The organism is Pseudomonas sp. R43(2017) (assembly GCF_002112345.1).
Lineage (GTDB): Bacteria > Pseudomonadota > Gammaproteobacteria > Pseudomonadales > Pseudomonadaceae > Aquipseudomonas > Aquipseudomonas kribbensis.
Genome location: NZ_NEHJ01000011.1, coordinates 274,583 through 290,204 on the forward strand (window position 1 = coordinate 274,583; position 15,622 = coordinate 290,204).

16 protein-coding genes are annotated in these 15,622 nt (G+C 61.5%); 11 read left to right on the top strand and 5 right to left on the bottom strand.

The window, feature by feature from the left end:
• Positions 1–12 precede the first annotated feature (12 nt).
• Positions 13–2,097, bottom strand: coding sequence for a mechanosensitive ion channel family protein (locus CAG02_RS27890; protein ID WP_085712334.1), 2,085 nt, complete (start codon positions 2,095–2,097; stop codon positions 13–15).
• 189 nt (positions 2,098–2,286) lie between these two features.
• Here CAG02_RS27890 and CAG02_RS27895 point away from each other — a divergent pair, with 189 nt between their 5' ends.
• From CAG02_RS27895 to CAG02_RS27910, 4 genes are all read left to right on the top strand, one after another.
• Entirely contained in the window at positions 2,287–3,495 is a 1,209-nt protein-coding gene (locus CAG02_RS27895) for an MFS transporter (RefSeq protein ID WP_085712335.1), read from the top strand.
• Positions 3,496–3,666: 171 nt separating this feature from the next.
• Positions 3,667–4,464 (top strand): endonuclease/exonuclease/phosphatase family protein, encoded by a 798-nt coding sequence (locus tag CAG02_RS27900; protein ID WP_085712336.1) that lies wholly within the window; start codon positions 3,667–3,669, stop codon positions 4,462–4,464.
• A complete protein-coding gene (gene clsB, locus CAG02_RS27905) occupies positions 4,461–5,747 on the top strand; it encodes a cardiolipin synthase ClsB (RefSeq protein WP_085712337.1) in 1,287 nt (428 codons plus the stop codon). The genes CAG02_RS27900 and clsB overlap by 4 nt, the downstream gene beginning before the upstream one ends.
• On the top strand, positions 5,744–6,733 hold the full coding sequence (locus CAG02_RS27910; protein WP_085712338.1) for a lysylphosphatidylglycerol synthase domain-containing protein: 990 nt from the start codon (positions 5,744–5,746) through the stop codon (positions 6,731–6,733). The genes clsB and CAG02_RS27910 overlap by 4 nt, the downstream gene beginning before the upstream one ends.
• On the opposite strand, the gene CAG02_RS27915 is transcribed toward CAG02_RS27910, so the two are convergent.
• The 3 genes from CAG02_RS27915 to CAG02_RS27925 form a co-directional block, all read right to left on the bottom strand.
• Complete coding sequence (locus CAG02_RS27915) at positions 6,734–7,492, bottom strand: S9 family peptidase (RefSeq protein ID WP_007955615.1); 759 nt, start codon at positions 7,490–7,492, stop codon at positions 6,734–6,736.
• Positions 7,482–8,591: a DUF3182 family protein gene (locus tag CAG02_RS27920; RefSeq protein ID WP_085712339.1), complete on the bottom strand. Its 1,110-nt coding sequence runs from the start codon at positions 8,589–8,591 to the stop codon at positions 7,482–7,484. The genes CAG02_RS27915 and CAG02_RS27920 overlap by 11 nt, the downstream gene beginning before the upstream one ends.
• 178 nt (positions 8,592–8,769) lie before the next feature.
• The gene (locus CAG02_RS27925; RefSeq protein ID WP_085712340.1) at positions 8,770–9,765 is read right to left on the bottom strand and encodes a GlxA family transcriptional regulator; all 996 of its coding nucleotides are present in this window, start codon (positions 9,763–9,765) and stop codon (positions 8,770–8,772) included.
• A gap of 101 nt (positions 9,766–9,866) precedes the next feature.
• Between CAG02_RS27925 and CAG02_RS27930 the strand changes: the two genes are divergently transcribed.
• From CAG02_RS27930 to CAG02_RS27960, 7 genes are all read left to right on the top strand, one after another.
• Positions 9,867–10,421, top strand: coding sequence for a cysteine hydrolase family protein (locus tag CAG02_RS27930; protein WP_085712341.1), 555 nt, complete (start codon positions 9,867–9,869; stop codon positions 10,419–10,421).
• A 154-nt stretch (positions 10,422–10,575) separates the two neighbouring features.
• Complete coding sequence (locus CAG02_RS27935) at positions 10,576–11,244, top strand: YjfI family protein (RefSeq protein WP_085712342.1); 669 nt, start codon at positions 10,576–10,578, stop codon at positions 11,242–11,244.
• A gap of 17 nt (positions 11,245–11,261) precedes the next feature.
• The gene (locus CAG02_RS27940) at positions 11,262–11,960 is read left to right on the top strand and encodes a PspA/IM30 family protein (RefSeq protein WP_085712343.1); all 699 of its coding nucleotides are present in this window, start codon (positions 11,262–11,264) and stop codon (positions 11,958–11,960) included.
• 123 nt (positions 11,961–12,083) lie between these two features.
• Entirely contained in the window at positions 12,084–12,728 is a 645-nt protein-coding gene (locus tag CAG02_RS27945) for a DUF2491 family protein (RefSeq protein WP_085712344.1), read from the top strand.
• 13 nt (positions 12,729–12,741) lie between these two features.
• Positions 12,742–13,167, top strand: a complete 426-nt coding sequence (locus CAG02_RS27950) for a DUF350 domain-containing protein (RefSeq protein ID WP_085712345.1) — start codon at positions 12,742–12,744, stop codon at positions 13,165–13,167.
• Between the two features lie 17 nt (positions 13,168–13,184).
• The gene (locus CAG02_RS27955) at positions 13,185–13,871 is read left to right on the top strand and encodes a DUF1190 domain-containing protein (RefSeq protein ID WP_085712346.1); all 687 of its coding nucleotides are present in this window, start codon (positions 13,185–13,187) and stop codon (positions 13,869–13,871) included.
• A complete protein-coding gene (locus tag CAG02_RS27960; protein ID WP_085712347.1) occupies positions 13,871–15,028 on the top strand; it encodes a glutathionylspermidine synthase family protein in 1,158 nt (385 codons plus the stop codon). The genes CAG02_RS27955 and CAG02_RS27960 overlap by 1 nt, the downstream gene beginning before the upstream one ends.
• 75 nt (positions 15,029–15,103) lie before the next feature.
• Here the strand turns inward: CAG02_RS27960 and CAG02_RS27965 are convergent, their stop codons facing one another.
• Entirely contained in the window at positions 15,104–15,622 is a 519-nt protein-coding gene (locus CAG02_RS27965; protein ID WP_007966163.1) for a single-stranded DNA-binding protein, read from the bottom strand.

Genomic DNA, 15,622 nt, shown 5'->3' on the forward strand with positions numbered 1-15,622 from the left:
CCACAAAATCGACTAGTCAGTTCGCAACGCCTGCGGTGCCGTGCCCTCCTCTTCCTGACGCTTGGGCAACAAAACCTGTTGTGGATAAGTCTGCGCGAAATGCACCCACGGGCTGTTATCCACAAGCTTTTTCAAACGCTGGTTGAACGCGCGGCTCACCGCGTATTGCCCGCCAGACACCGTGCGGAATTGCGCGGTCAGCACCACGCCGTTCAAGTCCATTTTGTCCACGCCGAACACATCCAGCGGCCCTTGCAGGTTGTATTTGAGGAACGGGTCTTCGCGGATCGAATCTCCGGTCTCGCGGATCAGCTCGATGGCTTTTTCGACATCGGTGTCGTAGGTGAACTGCACCGAGAAGAACGCAAACGCAAACTGCCGCGATTGGTTGGTCACGGCCTTGATCTGACCGAACGGCACCGAGTGCACGAAGCCTTTGCCGTCGCGCAGGCGCAGGGTGCGAATGGTCAGGCCTTCGACCGTGCCGGCATGCCCGGAATCGAGCACCACCCAATCGCCGATCGACAGGGTGTCTTCGATGATGATGAACAACCCGGTGATCACATCCTGTACCAGTTGCTGCGAACCGAAACCGATGGCCAGGCCGACCACCCCGGCACCCGCCAACAGCGGCGCGACGTTGATCCCGAGATTGGCCATGGTAGTGATCGCACAAATCACCACCAGGATGATTTTGATCGCGTTACGCAGCAGCGGCAGGATGGTTTTCACCCGCGTGCTGGGCTGGCGCGCCGAGCGCTTGCTGACCGGCGGCTTCAGCGCTTCCTGAATCGCCGTGTCGAGCACCACCCACAGCAGCCACGTCACCAGGAAGATCAGGCCGATGCTGCTCAAGGCATTGCTGATCGCCCGGCCGACCGTGCTGCTTTGCGCAAAATCGATCAGCGAAACACCCCAGATCCGCCCGAGGATATCGATGAACGCAACCGCGATGACGATCCGCAGCAACGCATGCAACAGGCTGAGAAAACGCTCCTTGTAGGCGCTGCTGCGCTGGATCGCCTCGGCCCGCCGCGACTTGAACAGGTGTTGCAGAACCGTGCTGAGAAACACCGTGCCGATCAGCAGCACCGTGGTGAACAGCGCGCAGCGCAGGGCTTTCTGGTTGTCCTCGCCGATGCCGATCAGATTGACCGCCGAGACCAGCACCATCAACACGATCGGCCAGTACCAAAGCCCGGAAAAGATCCGTAGCGACTCTTGCAGCGACGGTTGTTTCAGACGCTGGGCCAGCGAGCGATTGCGGATCAGGTGCGCTACCGGCCGGCGCAGACGAATCACCAGCAAGCCGAAGATGATCGACGCCAGCAGACCGGTGAATACCGCGACGCTGCTGGTGATGTTGCCGCCCAGTTGCCGGGCGATCTGCGGGCTGGTCAGCGCGTCACTCAACGCGGCGAGAAAGCCGATCAGAAACAGCGGTTTCGGGCAGTAGTCTCGGATGATCTGCACCGCGCGTCGCTTGTGGCCGGTGTTGAACATCACCACCACACACAACAGCATCGAGGTGGAAAAGATGCCGCTGCTGGTGGCGTAGGCAAAACACAGCGCCAGCGCCCGACCGACCGAGGCCGGCAGAAAGTGGCTGACGTACAGGGTCAACGGCAGGCAGATCAATGCGGGCAATGTGTAAGGCAGTAAATAACCGATCAGGTCCTGACTGCGCTGGCGGGTACGCAACCAGCGGCCCTCGCGCAAACGCTTCGCCAGAACGCTGCCAAGCACAGTCAACACGGCGAAGGTGCCGAGCCACACGCCGGACAACATCATGAAGTCCCCGGCCACGCTCCACCCCGAGCGATCCGACGGCTGATTGACCAGCCTGTCGACTTCATCCGCCGCCCGGTCGGCGCGCAGACGCCAGGCATCGACCAGATGCTCGTTGAGGTCGAGTTTGTCCTGCACGTCGTCGATGCTGGAACTGATGGCGCCGAGCAGTCCGCCCTGCACCAGCGGCTCGGGTTCGGTGGCTTTTGCGGTGGCTGCCGGGACGCCCGGCAGGCTGGCGGCTTGCACTGCATTACCGCCGAACAACAGCAATGCCCCCAATAGAATCGCGATCCTGAACCTGGTCAAAACGCAAAGCTCCCTTGGTTGAACCTGTAAGGAACTGAGCGTTTTTTGCTCGGCAAAGTTCAAGAGCGCGTTGACGGCGGCTTTTGATCTTTGCTCTCAGGTCAAATATCAAATACCCATCCCTGTATTTTTCGCCCCCTGCCAAACCCCGACACTGCGCTCCATTCAATCCTCTACCGGAGTGCCGTCATGCCCATTGCCTTGCTCGCGCTGACCCTCAGCGCATTCGCCATCGGGACGACCGAGTTCGTCATCGTTGGCCTGCTTCCCACCATCGGCGCCGATCTCGGCGTCAGTCTGCCGTCCGCCGGGCTGCTAGTCAGTCTCTATGCTCTAGGCGTGGCCATCGGTGCGCCGGTGCTGACTGCCCTCACCGGCAAAGTCCCGCGCAAACTGTTGCTGCTGTCGCTGATGGTGCTGTTCACCCTCGGCAACCTGCTGGCCTGGCTGGCGCCGAGCTATGAATCGCTGGTACTGGCGCGGATCGTCACCGGTCTGGCCCACGGCGTGTTCTTCTCCATTGGTTCGACCATCGCCACCAGCCTGGTGCCCAAGGAAAAAGCCGCAAGCGCGATTGCGATCATGTTCACCGGCCTGACCGTGGCGCTGGTCACCGGCGTACCGCTGGGCACCTTCATCGGTCAGCATTTCGGCTGGCGTGAAACCTTCCTGGCCGTATCGGCGCTGGGTGTCATCGCGTTCATCGGCAGCTTGCTGTACGTGCCGAAAAACATCGCCCACAGCAAACCGGCTTCGCTGCTGCAACAGCTGCAAGTACTCAAGCAACCGCGCCTGCTGCTGGTCTACGCCATGACGGCTATCGGTTACGGCGGCTCGTTCATCGCCTTCACCTATCTCGCGCCGATTCTTCAGGACATCTCTGGCTTCAGTGCCGGCACGGTCAGCCTGGTGCTGCTGGTGTACGGCGTGTCGGTGGCCGTCGGTAACATCTGGGGCGGCAAACTGGCGGACAAGCGCGGACCGATCAGCGCCCTGAAAATCATCTTTGCCCTGCTCGCCGCCGTGCTGTTCGTGCTCACCTTCACCGCCGCCAACCCATGGCTGGCGCTGGCCACCGTGCTGGTCTGGGGCGCGGTCGCCTTCGGCAACGTGCCGGGCTTGCAAGTGTATGTGGTGCGCCAGGCTGAACATCACACGCCGCAAGCGGTGGATGTGGCGTCGGGGCTGAACATCGCGGCGTTCAACCTTGGTATTGCCGGCGGTGCGTGGGGTGGCGGGCTGATTGTCGAGCACATCGGCCTGATCCATACCGCGTGGATTGGCGGTCTGGTGGTGCTGGTGGCGCTGGCACTGACAGCCTTGAGCGGTCGCCTCGACCGGCTGGGCCCGGTGTATGCCGAACCGGTTGAAGGCTCCCGCATCGTTGCCGGCCACTGATCCGGCGAATACCGACCGTCCGTAGTCCCGTCGAAACTTTCTCGAACCGCCCGCAGTCACCAACAGACAGAGGCGGTACGAGGACTTTCGACGGGAGAACGGCATGACAGCGATTCACATCGATGGCCCACCTGGGCGCAGCAAGCGCCACACCTCGGCAGGCATGCCGTCATGAGCATTCCCGAGCCGGTCGGCGTCACCGATGAACAGGCCACCGTCATCACGACGGTGCGCCGCTTCACGGTGCTGACGGTCAACACCCACAAGGGGTTCACCGCGCTGAACCGCCGCTTCATCCTCCCCGAACTGCGCGAAGCGGTGCGCAGTGTGTCCGCCGACGTGGTGTTTCTGCAGGAAGTGCACGGCACCCACGAACACCATCCCAAGCGCTACAACAACTGGCCGACCATGCCGCAGTACGAATTCCTCGCCGACAGCCTGTGGCCGCAGTTTGCCTACGGGCGCAACGCGGTGTACCCGGAGGGCGATCACGGCAACGCGCTGCTGTCGAAATTCCAGATCGTGCGCCACGACAACCTCGACGTTTCCATCAGCGGTCATGAAAACCGTGGCCTGTTGCACTGTGTCCTGCGCCTGCCGGGAGACGATCGCGAACTGCACGCGATCTGCGTGCATCTGGGCCTGCGTGAAAGCCATCGCAACGCACAGCTGAAACTGCTGCGAAAACGCCTCGCCGACCTGCCCGACGATGCACCGGTCATCGTCGCCGGCGACTTCAACGACTGGCGCCAGCGCGCCGATGCGCTGCTGGAACCTTGCGGTCTGCGTGAAGTGTTTGCCGAACATCAGGGCAAACCGGCGCGCAGTTTTCCGGCGCGCTGGCCGGCGTTACGCCTGGACCGGATCTACGTGCGCAACCTCAAGGCCAGCCAGCCGAAGGTGCTTGCCAACCGGCCCTGGTCGCACCTTTCCGATCACGTGCCGCTGTCCGTGGAGATCGAATTATGAGCAGCGCGCCGCTGGAAAAATCCGCCGTGGAACCGATCACCATCACCCCGCCGATTCGAGAACCCGGCCACGTCGATGTCGACTATGGCTGGCAGGGCAGCAACCGCGTGGAACTGCTGGAAAACGGTGAGGAATACTTCCCCCGAGTCTTCGACGCCATGCGTGCGGCGAAGAGTGAAATCCTGCTGGAGACCTTCATCGTTTTCGAAGACAAGGTCGGCAACGAACTGCAGCAGATCCTGATCGATGCCGCCCGGCGTGGCGTGCGTACTACTGTCAGCCTCGACGGCTTCGGTTGCGGCGAACTGAGCACCGGATATCTCACCGCGTTGAGCGAGGCCGGTGTGCACCTGCAAATCTTCGACCCGGCACCGAAACGCCTGGGCTTTCGCACTAACTGGTTCCGCCGCCTGCATCGCAAGATCGTGGTGGTCGACGGGCTGATAGCGTTCATCGGCGGGATCAATTTTTCCGGCGATCACCTCGCGGATTTCGGCCCGGAGGCGAAGCAGGATTACGCCGTGGAAGTTCAGGGCCCGGCGGTGGCCGACATCCATCATTTCGCCCTGCTGCAAAGCGGTCGTCCCGGTCGCGCGCGCTTCTGGTGGCAGCGCCGGCGCCAGCGTCGGGCGGAGATGGCGTTCACCGAGCACGACGGTCAGGTGCGTCTGGTGTTTCGCGACAACGACCGGCATCACACCGATATCGAAGAGGTTTACCTGCAGGTGCTGCGTCGCGCGAAACGCCGGGTGGTGATCGCCAATGCCTATTTCTTCCCCGGTTATCGCTTGCTGCGCGAGATGCGCAACGCAGCCCGACGCGGTGTCGATGTGCGGCTGATCCTGCAAGGCCAGCCGGACATGCTGGTGGCCAAGCTCGCGGCGCGTATGACCTACGACTACCTGCTCAAGGCCGGGGTGCAGATCCACGAATATTGCCAGCGGCCGCTGCACGGCAAAGTCGCTTTGGTGGATGAGGAATGGAGCACCGTGGGGTCGAGCAATCTTGATCCACTGAGCCTGTCGCTGAACCTGGAAGCCAACGTGCTGATCCGTGACCGGGCCTTCAATGCTCATCTGTTTGAGCGTCTCGAAGATCTGAGCCACAACCACTGCAAAGCCATGGACGCCAGCAAGTCCCCGCGCGGACGCATCTGGCACATGACCGTGGGCTTTCTGGTGTTTCACTTCCTGCGCCACTTTCCAGCGATGGCCGGTTGGCTGCCCGCACATAAACCCCGTTTGAAACCCTTCATCGGCAAGAGCGGGAGCGATCCGTCATGAGTCGTTCCGATGCTCCGTCCGCGACGCACTCGCCACCCGCCGCCACATCTCGCTGGAGCCGCTGGAAGCGCCCGCTGACGTTGCTGTTTTTTCTCGCGCTGATCGTCCTGCTGACAATGTTCGCCAGCCGCATCGAATGGACCGAGGTGCTGCAAACCCTCGCCGACTTCAAGGTGCGCACGCTGATCATCGCTTCGAGCCTGACGCTGCTGAGCTTTCTGGTGTACGCCAGTTTCGACCTGATCGGCCGAACTTACATCCGTCAGGACCTGACGTGGAAACAGATTCTGCCGGTGGGCATCATCAGCTACGCGTTCAACCTCAATCTGAGCGCGTGGGTCGGCGGGATCGCCATGCGCTATCGGCTGTATTCGCGGCTCGGGGTGAGCAAAAGCAACATCGCCAAGATCCTCGGCCTGAGCCTGGCCACCAACTGGTTCGGCTACATGACCATCGCCGGCGCGGTGTTCAGCAGCGGGCTGGTCAGCATGCCGCCGGGGTGGAAAGTCAGCAGCGATGCGTTGCAGGGCATCGGCGTTTTGCTGCTGTTGATCAGCCTCGGCTACCTGGTTGCGTGCCAGTTTTCCCGGCGGCGCGAGTGGTCGATTCGCGGAGTTGAAATCAACCTGCCGTCGCTGCGCATGGCGGTCCTGCAACTGCTGCTCGGCGCGCTGAACTGGTCGTTGATGGCGGCAGTGATTTTCACCCTGCTGCCGGGCAAGCTCGACTATCCGCTGGTGCTTGGCGTGCTGCTGATCAGCGCGATTGCCGGGGTCATCACCCACATTCCCGCCGGGCTCGGGGTGCTTGAGGCGGTGTTCGTGGCGCTGCTGCAACACGAGGCTTCCCGGGGCAGTCTGGTGGCGGGGTTGCTGGCCTATCGGGCGATCTATTTTCTGCTGCCGCTGCTGATCACCGTGGTGATGTACCTGGTGGTGGAAGCCAAGGCCAAGGCGCTGCGGATCGAGAAGAAACCCAAGCCCTGATCAGCGCGACTGAATGATGCTCAACCGTTCGCCCACCACCATTTCGGTGATCCAGTCGACGAGGATCGAGGTGTAGGCCTGCTGCGAGGTTGGATCGCTCAAAGCATGGTCGGCACCGTCGATGATGCGGTGGGTCAGCGAGTGGGTCTGCTGGCACGCGGCGCGGTAACTCATGATCGTCGCGTGAGGCACATAGTCATCGGTTTCCGATTGCACCAGCAGCACGTCACCGGTGAATTGCGAGCAGGCATGCAGCGCCCGGTTGCTGTCGGCCCGCACCAGCGTGCCGCGATAATCGCGCAGGTCGGCCTTGTCCAGATCGCGTTTGGGGGTGTGCCATTGCTCGTCGCGGTACAGCGCCGGCACCCGCAGCGCCAGCCAGCGCACCGGGCGCAATGAGGTGAGAATCGAGGCCAGATAACCGCCGTAGCTGGTGCCGACCACCGCGATGGCCGAAGTGTCCAGCGCCGGGTGGGCGAGCAATCGGTCGTAGGCTGCGAGCAGGTCGCGCAGATTGTCTTCTCGGGTCACCCGGCTCAGCGGAATACCCGTGCCGCCGGTGTGCCCGCGCAGGTCGAACGTCAGACACACGCAGCCCAGACCGGCGATGCCTTTGGCCCGTTCCAGGTCCCGCTCCTGACTGCCGCCCCAGCCGTGCACGAACAACACGCCTGGGACTTTCGATTTGGGGCTGAGAAACGTCCCGCTCATCTGTTCGTCATCAATGTCGATCTGAATGCTTTCGCTTCTAGCCGTCATAGGATTGGACCGTTACGTATTTGAGGAGAAAGTCACTGTTCTCGGCCGGGCCGCGATAGACCTCGATGGCGTCCGCCGGCAGAGCCCGGTCGATGTAGGTTTCCACCGACGACACGCGGATCGCACGCATCGACGGGTCGTTGACGAAACTCTGCAGCGCCGCCACTTCCGCGCTGCTCGCGCCGCCCATTCGCCAGGATTGTTCGAGCACGCCGCTGCGTCGCTGACCTTCGCTGTCCAGGCCCTGGGCGATGTCATAGTTGCGCCGTGAAGCGTAGAACCGTGGATAGGCTTCATCCGCTGCGCTGTCGAAAACCTGCGCCTGTTCAATGGCGAGCCGCACGTCGTCCGGCAGATCCAGTTTCAGCAGTTCCTCGTAGCCGCCCTGCACTACCAGCAGGTTCGAGCCGCCGTAGACCTCTTCGCCGTGGGCATCCTCGGTCAAGTATTGATCACCGCAGTAACTGAGCGCCCGGTCGCCGATGAATGACTGACCGACGCTGTGGGTGACCACCTGGCTCAGGTCCTGTTCCAGCACCACGCCTTCGCTGAACTGTCCGGCAATATCGGGACGCGCGAGAATTTCGTCGAAAGCGTCGAGGCTCTTGATCACTTCCTGACCGCGACCGGCGCACGCATGAATCGGCTTAAGACGGATCGGGCCGCTGTACAGCAGGTGCTCGGCGGCAGGTCGAGCATCTTCCAGGGCAAACACGCTGAGCCCGTCGAGTACGACATTGCGCGTGCGTTCGGAAAACAGCGGCGACCAGCCTTGTGGTGCATGGGCCTGATGGCTGCGCAAGCCATGGCTGATGGCTTTGGTGCAGATGAAATCGTGCTCGACGAAACCGCCCCACAGATCGTCCGGGCCTTTGATACCCAATTCATGGGCCTTGGCGGCGCCGACGATGGTTTGGGTCGGCAGCAAATACAGGTTGCGACCGCGGTGCTTTTGCGCGTCGTAGCTGCCGCCGAATTTCAGTCCGAGAATCTGCGCCAGCCAGCGGGCCAGCGCCTTGTTGGTCTGCACTTCGTGTTGCGGCGCGTCGGGACGTACGGAATGGGCGACCACTATTCTGTTGCGAGGTGTCGGGGTCATGCGTCCCCCTTCCAGCGGCTCGGTGAATGTAGGTCAGAGAGTGCAGAGATCAGGCCAAACGACGGCAACCCCAAAACCTTTGCGGATCAGTCGATTAGCCTTTTCGTACTGGCGTTGCGCCCGTTTCATTCTGCACGATGGCCGCCACAGCCGCGGCATTTTGCACGACCGCGTGCTGCTATCTCGCCAGCGCCGTCGGCGGGGTCACGCCGAACCGATTGCGGTAGTCACTCGGCGCCAGCCCGGTGATTTTCTTGAAGATGGCGCGAAAGGCTCCCGGATCCTGATACCCCACCGTCCACGCAATGTGATCGATGGTGCCGTTGCTGAACTCGAGCATTTCCCGGGCCTTGCCGACCCGCAGGTGCTGACAGTATTCGGTGGGTTTCAGGCCGGTCGCGGCCCGGAAACGACGCAGGAATGTGCGCTCCTCCAGTCCTGATCGCTCGGCCATCGAGGCCAGCGAAACGTCCGTCGCGCCGGTGCTTTGCAGCCAGTGCTGGACCTTGAGAATCGACGCGTCGCCATGGCCAAGAATCGGCGCGAAATTGCTGCCGCAGGCACTGGCGCTGTCGCTGTGTTCCATCACCAGAAACCGCGCGGTGGCGCTGGCGATGCTCGGCCCGAGCAGGCGATCGACCAGCCGCAGTCCGAGTTCCGACCAGGCCATCAAACCGGCCGTGGTGATCAGGTCGCCGTCGTCGACAATCGGTGTGTCGGCCTTGAGCCTGATCTGCGGGTAACGCTCGGCAAACGCCTTGGCCGAGGTCCAGTGAGTGGTGGCGCTGCGACCGTCGAGCAGACCGCTTTCGGCCAGCAGCCACGAGCCCACGCAGACGCCGCCCAGCGTCGCACCGCGAGCATGTTGGTCGCGCAGCCATTGCAGCAGTCCCGGCGATGCCTGCTCTGCACTGAACCCGGCGATCGACGGCGGAATCAGCACCGCCAGCAAACCCGTTTCTGCAGCGGGATGACTGTCGTAAACCCTGACCGGTGCCTGCTCGTTCTCGACCTGCCAGTGACTCACCCGCAGTCGCGGCAATTGCGCGGCCTGATGTTCGACTGCGATCCGGTCGGCCACGCCGAGCAGGTCGGTCAAGCCATGCACCGCCGCCAGTTGCGCGCCGGGATAAATCAGCACGCCCAGCTCGGCAACGGCCCTTTCAACAACCATTGTCAGTTTTCCCCTGTCTATTGTCGGTGCGGCCAATCCTCGAAGACGTAGCGGGCGCCGATACTGATTCCACTCCCAACAAACACTTCGAGGAAACATCCATGGCCAGGCAAGCGCTCATCGTAGTCGATATCCAGAACGACTACTTCCCCCAAGGCAAGTGGCCGCTGGCTGGCGTCGACGTTGCCGCCGACAACGCCGCCCGACTGATCGCCGCGTTCCGTGAAGCGGGTGATCCGGTGATCCATATCCGTCACGAATTCACCTCGGCGGATGCACCGTTCTTCGCCCCGGGCTCCGAGGGCGCAAAGCTGCACCCCAAGGTAATCAACCGCGCCGATGAACCGGTAGTGCTCAAACACTTCGTCAACGCGTTCCGCGAAACCGAATTGCAGTCGATCCTCGATGAGCAAGACATCAAGGCACTGGTGGTGGTCGGCAGCATGAGCCACATGTGCATCGACGGCGTTGTCCGGGCAGCGGCAGATCTGGGCTACACCGTCACGGTGATCCACGATGCCTGCGCCACCCGCGACCTGGAATTCAATGGCCTGACCGTGCCGGCGGCCCAGGTGCATGCGGCGTTCATGTCTTCATTGGGGTTTGCCTACGCCAGTGTGGTTTCGGCAGACGACTTCCTCGTGGCCACCCGTTAATCCTCATACACGAACGTCCGCAAGAAAGACTGGCCCGCCCCGTTGCGGGCCTTTTTTCGTGCGCTGAAAAAATCTCACGCGTGAGCCATTGATGGCACTTTGAATTGGTTGTAGTGTGGCTCACGCGTGAGATGTTCATAACGGAGTCATCGCCATGAAAAGCAACTCCCCTGCAACAAAATCGGAGAGCCCGAAGGGAGTGCGCTCGACAACGTCCGCGAAAAAACCGTCGAGCTTCTATATGAAGCAGATGCGTGCGGGCCTGGCTGCCGCCGGTTATGTGAAACACGAAACTTGGGTGCTTCCCGAAAACCGAAGCTTGCTCAAGCAAATGGAGCAACAGCTACGCCAACCGATTCTGGCTGGCTCTTTCATGTCGGAGAATTACATGAGCGCAGGCAACAACTGGAACATCGATAGCCTCTACAACGCTTTCAAGGCACTGGACGAGGTGGCTTCGCACGAAATCACGCTGTCCCTGATCCAGAGCGCCGAACCCAGCCTCAAGCTGGAAATGAACGAATTCGGCGGCCTGCCGATTCACATTGCCATCGCGGGTCAGCAAATCATCGTCGACACCGTGCTGGTGGACATCGATTCCATTACCGACGTGCGCACCTTCAACGACGCGGTGCTGCGCAGCCGGGAAATGTTCCCGCTGTCGTCGATCGGCATCGAGACCATGCCCAACGGCCAGACCGTCTACAACATGTTCGGCGCGCTGAGTGCGGATTCGAGCCTGACCAACGTGGTCACCGAGGTGAAAACCCTGGTCGACAACGTGCAGCGCGCCAGCGAAGCCTTCGAACACTTCTTCAAGTAATCAACAGGGAAAATCCAATGACTCAGTCCATCTGGAGCAAGTTGTTCACCGCACTGCGCGGCGGCGCCAATGAAGTCGGCGAAGCGATCGTCGACCAACAGGCCCTGCGCATCCTCGATCAGGAAATCCGTGACGCCGACAGCGCCCTGTCCAATGCCCGTCGCGAACTGGTCACCATCATGGCCAAGCACAAGCTGTCCGCCGACCGCGTGAGCGAGTACGACGCCAAGATCAAGGACCTGGAAGCCAAGGCTGTTTCGGCCCTGAACGCCGGCCGTGAAGATCTGGCGATGGAAGTGGCCGAAGCGATTTCGACCCTGACCAACGACCTGACCACCGAGAAGGCCCAGAGCGACGAGTTCGGCACCTACGCCGACAACATGCGCAAGGACATCAACAAGGCCGAAGCGCGGATCAAAAGCCTGCGTCAGCAAGTGGACATGGCCAAGGCCCGTGACAGCGTGCAGAAAGCCCAGGTCAGCGCATCCATCGCCAGCGGCGGCGCCAACGGCAAGCTGGAAACCGCAGTCGGCACCCTGAACCGTCTGCAAGAAAAGCAAAAGCAGCGCGCCGCCGAGCTGAACGCTCAGGACGAACTGGCCGATGCCACCACCGGCAACGATCTGGAGCGCAAGCTGCGCGAGGCCGGCATCACGCCGAACGAGGGCAGCGCCAACGCAATCCTCGAGCGCCTGAAGCAGAAGTCGGCCCAGTAAGGGCAGCCAGCGAAAGGAAGGGCACCGGGTGCCCTTCTTTTTTGCCTGCTCGTTTGTCACGACGCCGGTACACTAGCGGCGTTTTGCCAACGAACACCTCCACCCGCTTCAAGGAATGTACCCATGGGATGGTTAAAGAATTTGCTCGGCACCGGTTCGGCCCCTGCACCTGCACGCGAGGCGGCCAGCGGCCCGTTGGGCCTGGCGCAGGGCAAGGCGATCCGTTTCGATACGACCCTCGCCCTGCTGCTCGACGGCAGCACCTCGGTACGGGTCCCGGATGCCCAGGCCATCTGGAGCGCCGGCTGGATCGACCTCGGCCAGTCGAACAAGCTGTATCGCTACTACCTGGACAACGAAGATTTCTGGCTGCAAGTCCACGTCACCGGCGACGATCAGATCGAATCAGTCACGCTGTTCAATTACGTCAGCTATGTCACGGTCAACAGTGACGCCGAACTGCAGCGCCTGGCGGGCCCGAACAGCCTGATCGGCCTGCCGGCCTACACCCATGACGGCGTGTCCTTCACCCGTGAATGGGGCACCGAACGCGGCCAGACCGAACTGGTCCCGCTCACCGAGCAAGTGGTCAATCCCGACGAGTCCTACACCATCGAACACCATTCGATGCTGTATGCCCGGGAAACCGGCCTGACCGACCGTCGCGAACTGCTGCTGTTCTCCGTCGAGCAGGATGAAGAAGGCACTGTCAGCCTGAGTACATCGCTGGGCATCTCGCTGTACACCACCGATCTGAGCACCATTTAAAAGGAAGTTCCCCATGCTGGAAGTGCTGTCCGTTTCCCTGAACAAGGCCGCGCTGGTCGGTTTCGCCGCCTATCTGATCGGCGCCGTGCTGCTGTTCATGCTGTTTCAGTTCGTCTACACACGCATCACGCCGCACAAGGAATTCGAACTGATTCGCGGCGGCAACAATGCTGCCGCCATCGCTCTGTCGGGTGCGATCATCGGTTTCGCGATTCCGGCGAGCAACATCATCGCCCACTCGATCAACGTTCTCGATTTCGTCCTCTGGGCCGTGATCGCCGCTGCGGTGCAACTGCTGGCATTCCTGGCCACCGGGCTGGTGCTCAAAGGCACGTCCCAGCGCATCGCCAACGGTGAAGTTGCCGCCGGCATCTACGTGGCAGCGGTGGCGATCAGCGTCGGCATGCTCAACGCCGCGTGCATGACCCCGTCCTACTGATCGGCAGGAAGCCCGAGATGAAACGAAGCAAGTACGTTCAACTGTCCCTCGCCGCTTCGGTGGCCTTGGCGATTTCCGGTGAAGCGGCCGCGCAGGAACAACAGCGCACCTTCCAGAGCGTGGAACAGTGCGTCGACGCCGAAGTGGCTGCCGATGCCTGCTCGAATGCCTACGTCGCGGCCCTGGCCGAACACCGGCGCATCGCCCCGGCTTATGACGACAAAACCAAATGCGACGCGGACTTCGCCGCCGGCTGGTGTCAGAAAAATTCCGACGGCCGCTTTGTGCCGAAGCTCGGTGGTTTCAAGGTGCCGCAAAACTCCGAGCCGGCACAGAACCTCGATGCAATTGCCAATGCGCAGATGCCGGAAGGCAATGCCGAGCCAGTGCAGACCACCCAGAACACGACCCACGTCTCCAGCGGTGGCGGGTCGAGCAACGGCTGGCTCACCGGATGGCTGATCGGCAATGCCATGAGCAACAACTCGCGGACGGTTTATCGCGATCGCGATACGCGCCAGACGTATGACACTTCGACGCTGAACCGGCGGATTGAATCGGCTCCGACCACTCGCAGCAATTCGGACTACACCAGCTCCCGTAGTAAATCGGTCAACGTGGCGTCCTCTACTTCCCGTGGTGGTTTCGGCAGCCAGTCCAGCGCACGCAGCGGTTGGGGCGGCTGGGGCAGTTCGAGCAGCTGATGAAGAAGATCCATTGCGCCGAGCGCCACGACTGGAAACAGACGGCCGAAAGCCTCGGTTTTCTGTTCCACACCATCGACGACGAGCCTTACTGGGACGAGCGCGCGCACTACCAGTTCACGCTCGCGCAGATCGAAAACGATCTCGAGGATCCGACCACCGAACTGCATGAGATGTGCATGGATCTGGTGGACCGGGTCGTGCGCAGTGAGGAACTGCTCGACCGCCTGAGCATTCCTGCGCCGTACTACGACATGATCCGAACGTCCTGGCTGGAAGGTCATCCGCATCTGTACGGACGCATGGACTTCTCCTACAGCGGCAACGGCCCGGCGAAACTGCTGGAGCTCAACTACGACACGCCCACCAGCCTGTACGAAGCCTCGGCATTCCAGTGGGGCTGGCTTGAGCAATGCATCGAGCGCGGGATGCTGCCGCGCCATGCCGACCAGTTCAACAGCATCGACACCCGTCTGCACGAAGCCTTTGCTGCGCTGAAACTCAAGCGCCCGTTCTACTTCGCCTCGATGAAAGGCTCGGTCGAGGACAAAGGCACCACGGACTACCTGCGACTGATCGCGGAAAAGGTCGGCATCGAATCCCGGCACATCGATATCGAAGACATCGGCCTGACAACGGATGGACGTTTCGTCGATCTCGAAGATCGCTGGATCCCGCACCTGTTCAAGCTGCACGCCTGGGAGTTCATCTTCCACGAACCATTCGGTGCGGCTATTGCCGATTGCGATACGCAGTTTTTTGAACCGGCGTGGAAATCCATACTTTCCAATAAAGGCGCCCTGCCCCTGCTCTGGGAATTGCACAAAGGCCATCCGAATCTGCTGGCCGCTCATCTCGATCCGAATCCGGCCAGCGCAGTGCCGAAAGGCTGGGTGCGCAAACCGTACTTCTCCCGGGAAGGTGCCAACATCGAGCTGCAAACTGCCGAGGGTCTGATCGTCAAAGAGGATGGTCCCTACACGGATGCGCCCTTCATCCTGCAGGAATTTGCGCCGCTGCCGAAGTTCGATGACAGCTACACGCTGATCGGTTCCTGGGTCATCGGCGATCAGGCCGCAGGGATTGGCGTGCGGGAGGACAACAGTCTGATCACCAAGGATTCGAGCCGGTTCTTGCCGCATCTGATTCTTGACTGAAAAACCTGCGTACATGAAAAAGGCCCGTCGTGTTCAGCGACGGGCCTTTTTGTTTAAAGCGGGTACAGCAGCGAATCAGAACGGAATATCGTCATCGAAGCTGTCGAAATCCGGAGCCGGTTGCGGCGCGGCCTGCTGTGGAGCCGGGGCCGGACGCTGCTGAGGAGCCGACTGCTGCGGACGCGGAGCCTGCTGGCGTGGCGCCTGCTGCTGATAGTTGTTGCCACCGCCTTGTTGGTCGCCCTGTTGTGGACGGCCGCCCAGCAGTTGCATGGTGCCTTGCATGTCGACCACGATTTCGGTGGTGTAACGCTTGATACCGTCTTTTTCCCACTCGCGGGTCTGCAGCTTGCCTTCGATGTACACCTGCGAACCCTTGCGCAGGTATTCGCCGGCGATTTCGGCTACCTTGCCGAACATCGATACGCGGTGCCACTCGGTCTTCTCGACCTTCTGACCGGTCTGCTTGTCGGTCCACTGTTCGCTGGTTGCCAGACTCAGGTTGGTCACGGCGTTACCGTTAGGCAAGTAGCGAACTTCGGGATCCTGGCCGCAAGTGCCGACCAATATGACTTTGTTAACCCCACGGGCCAT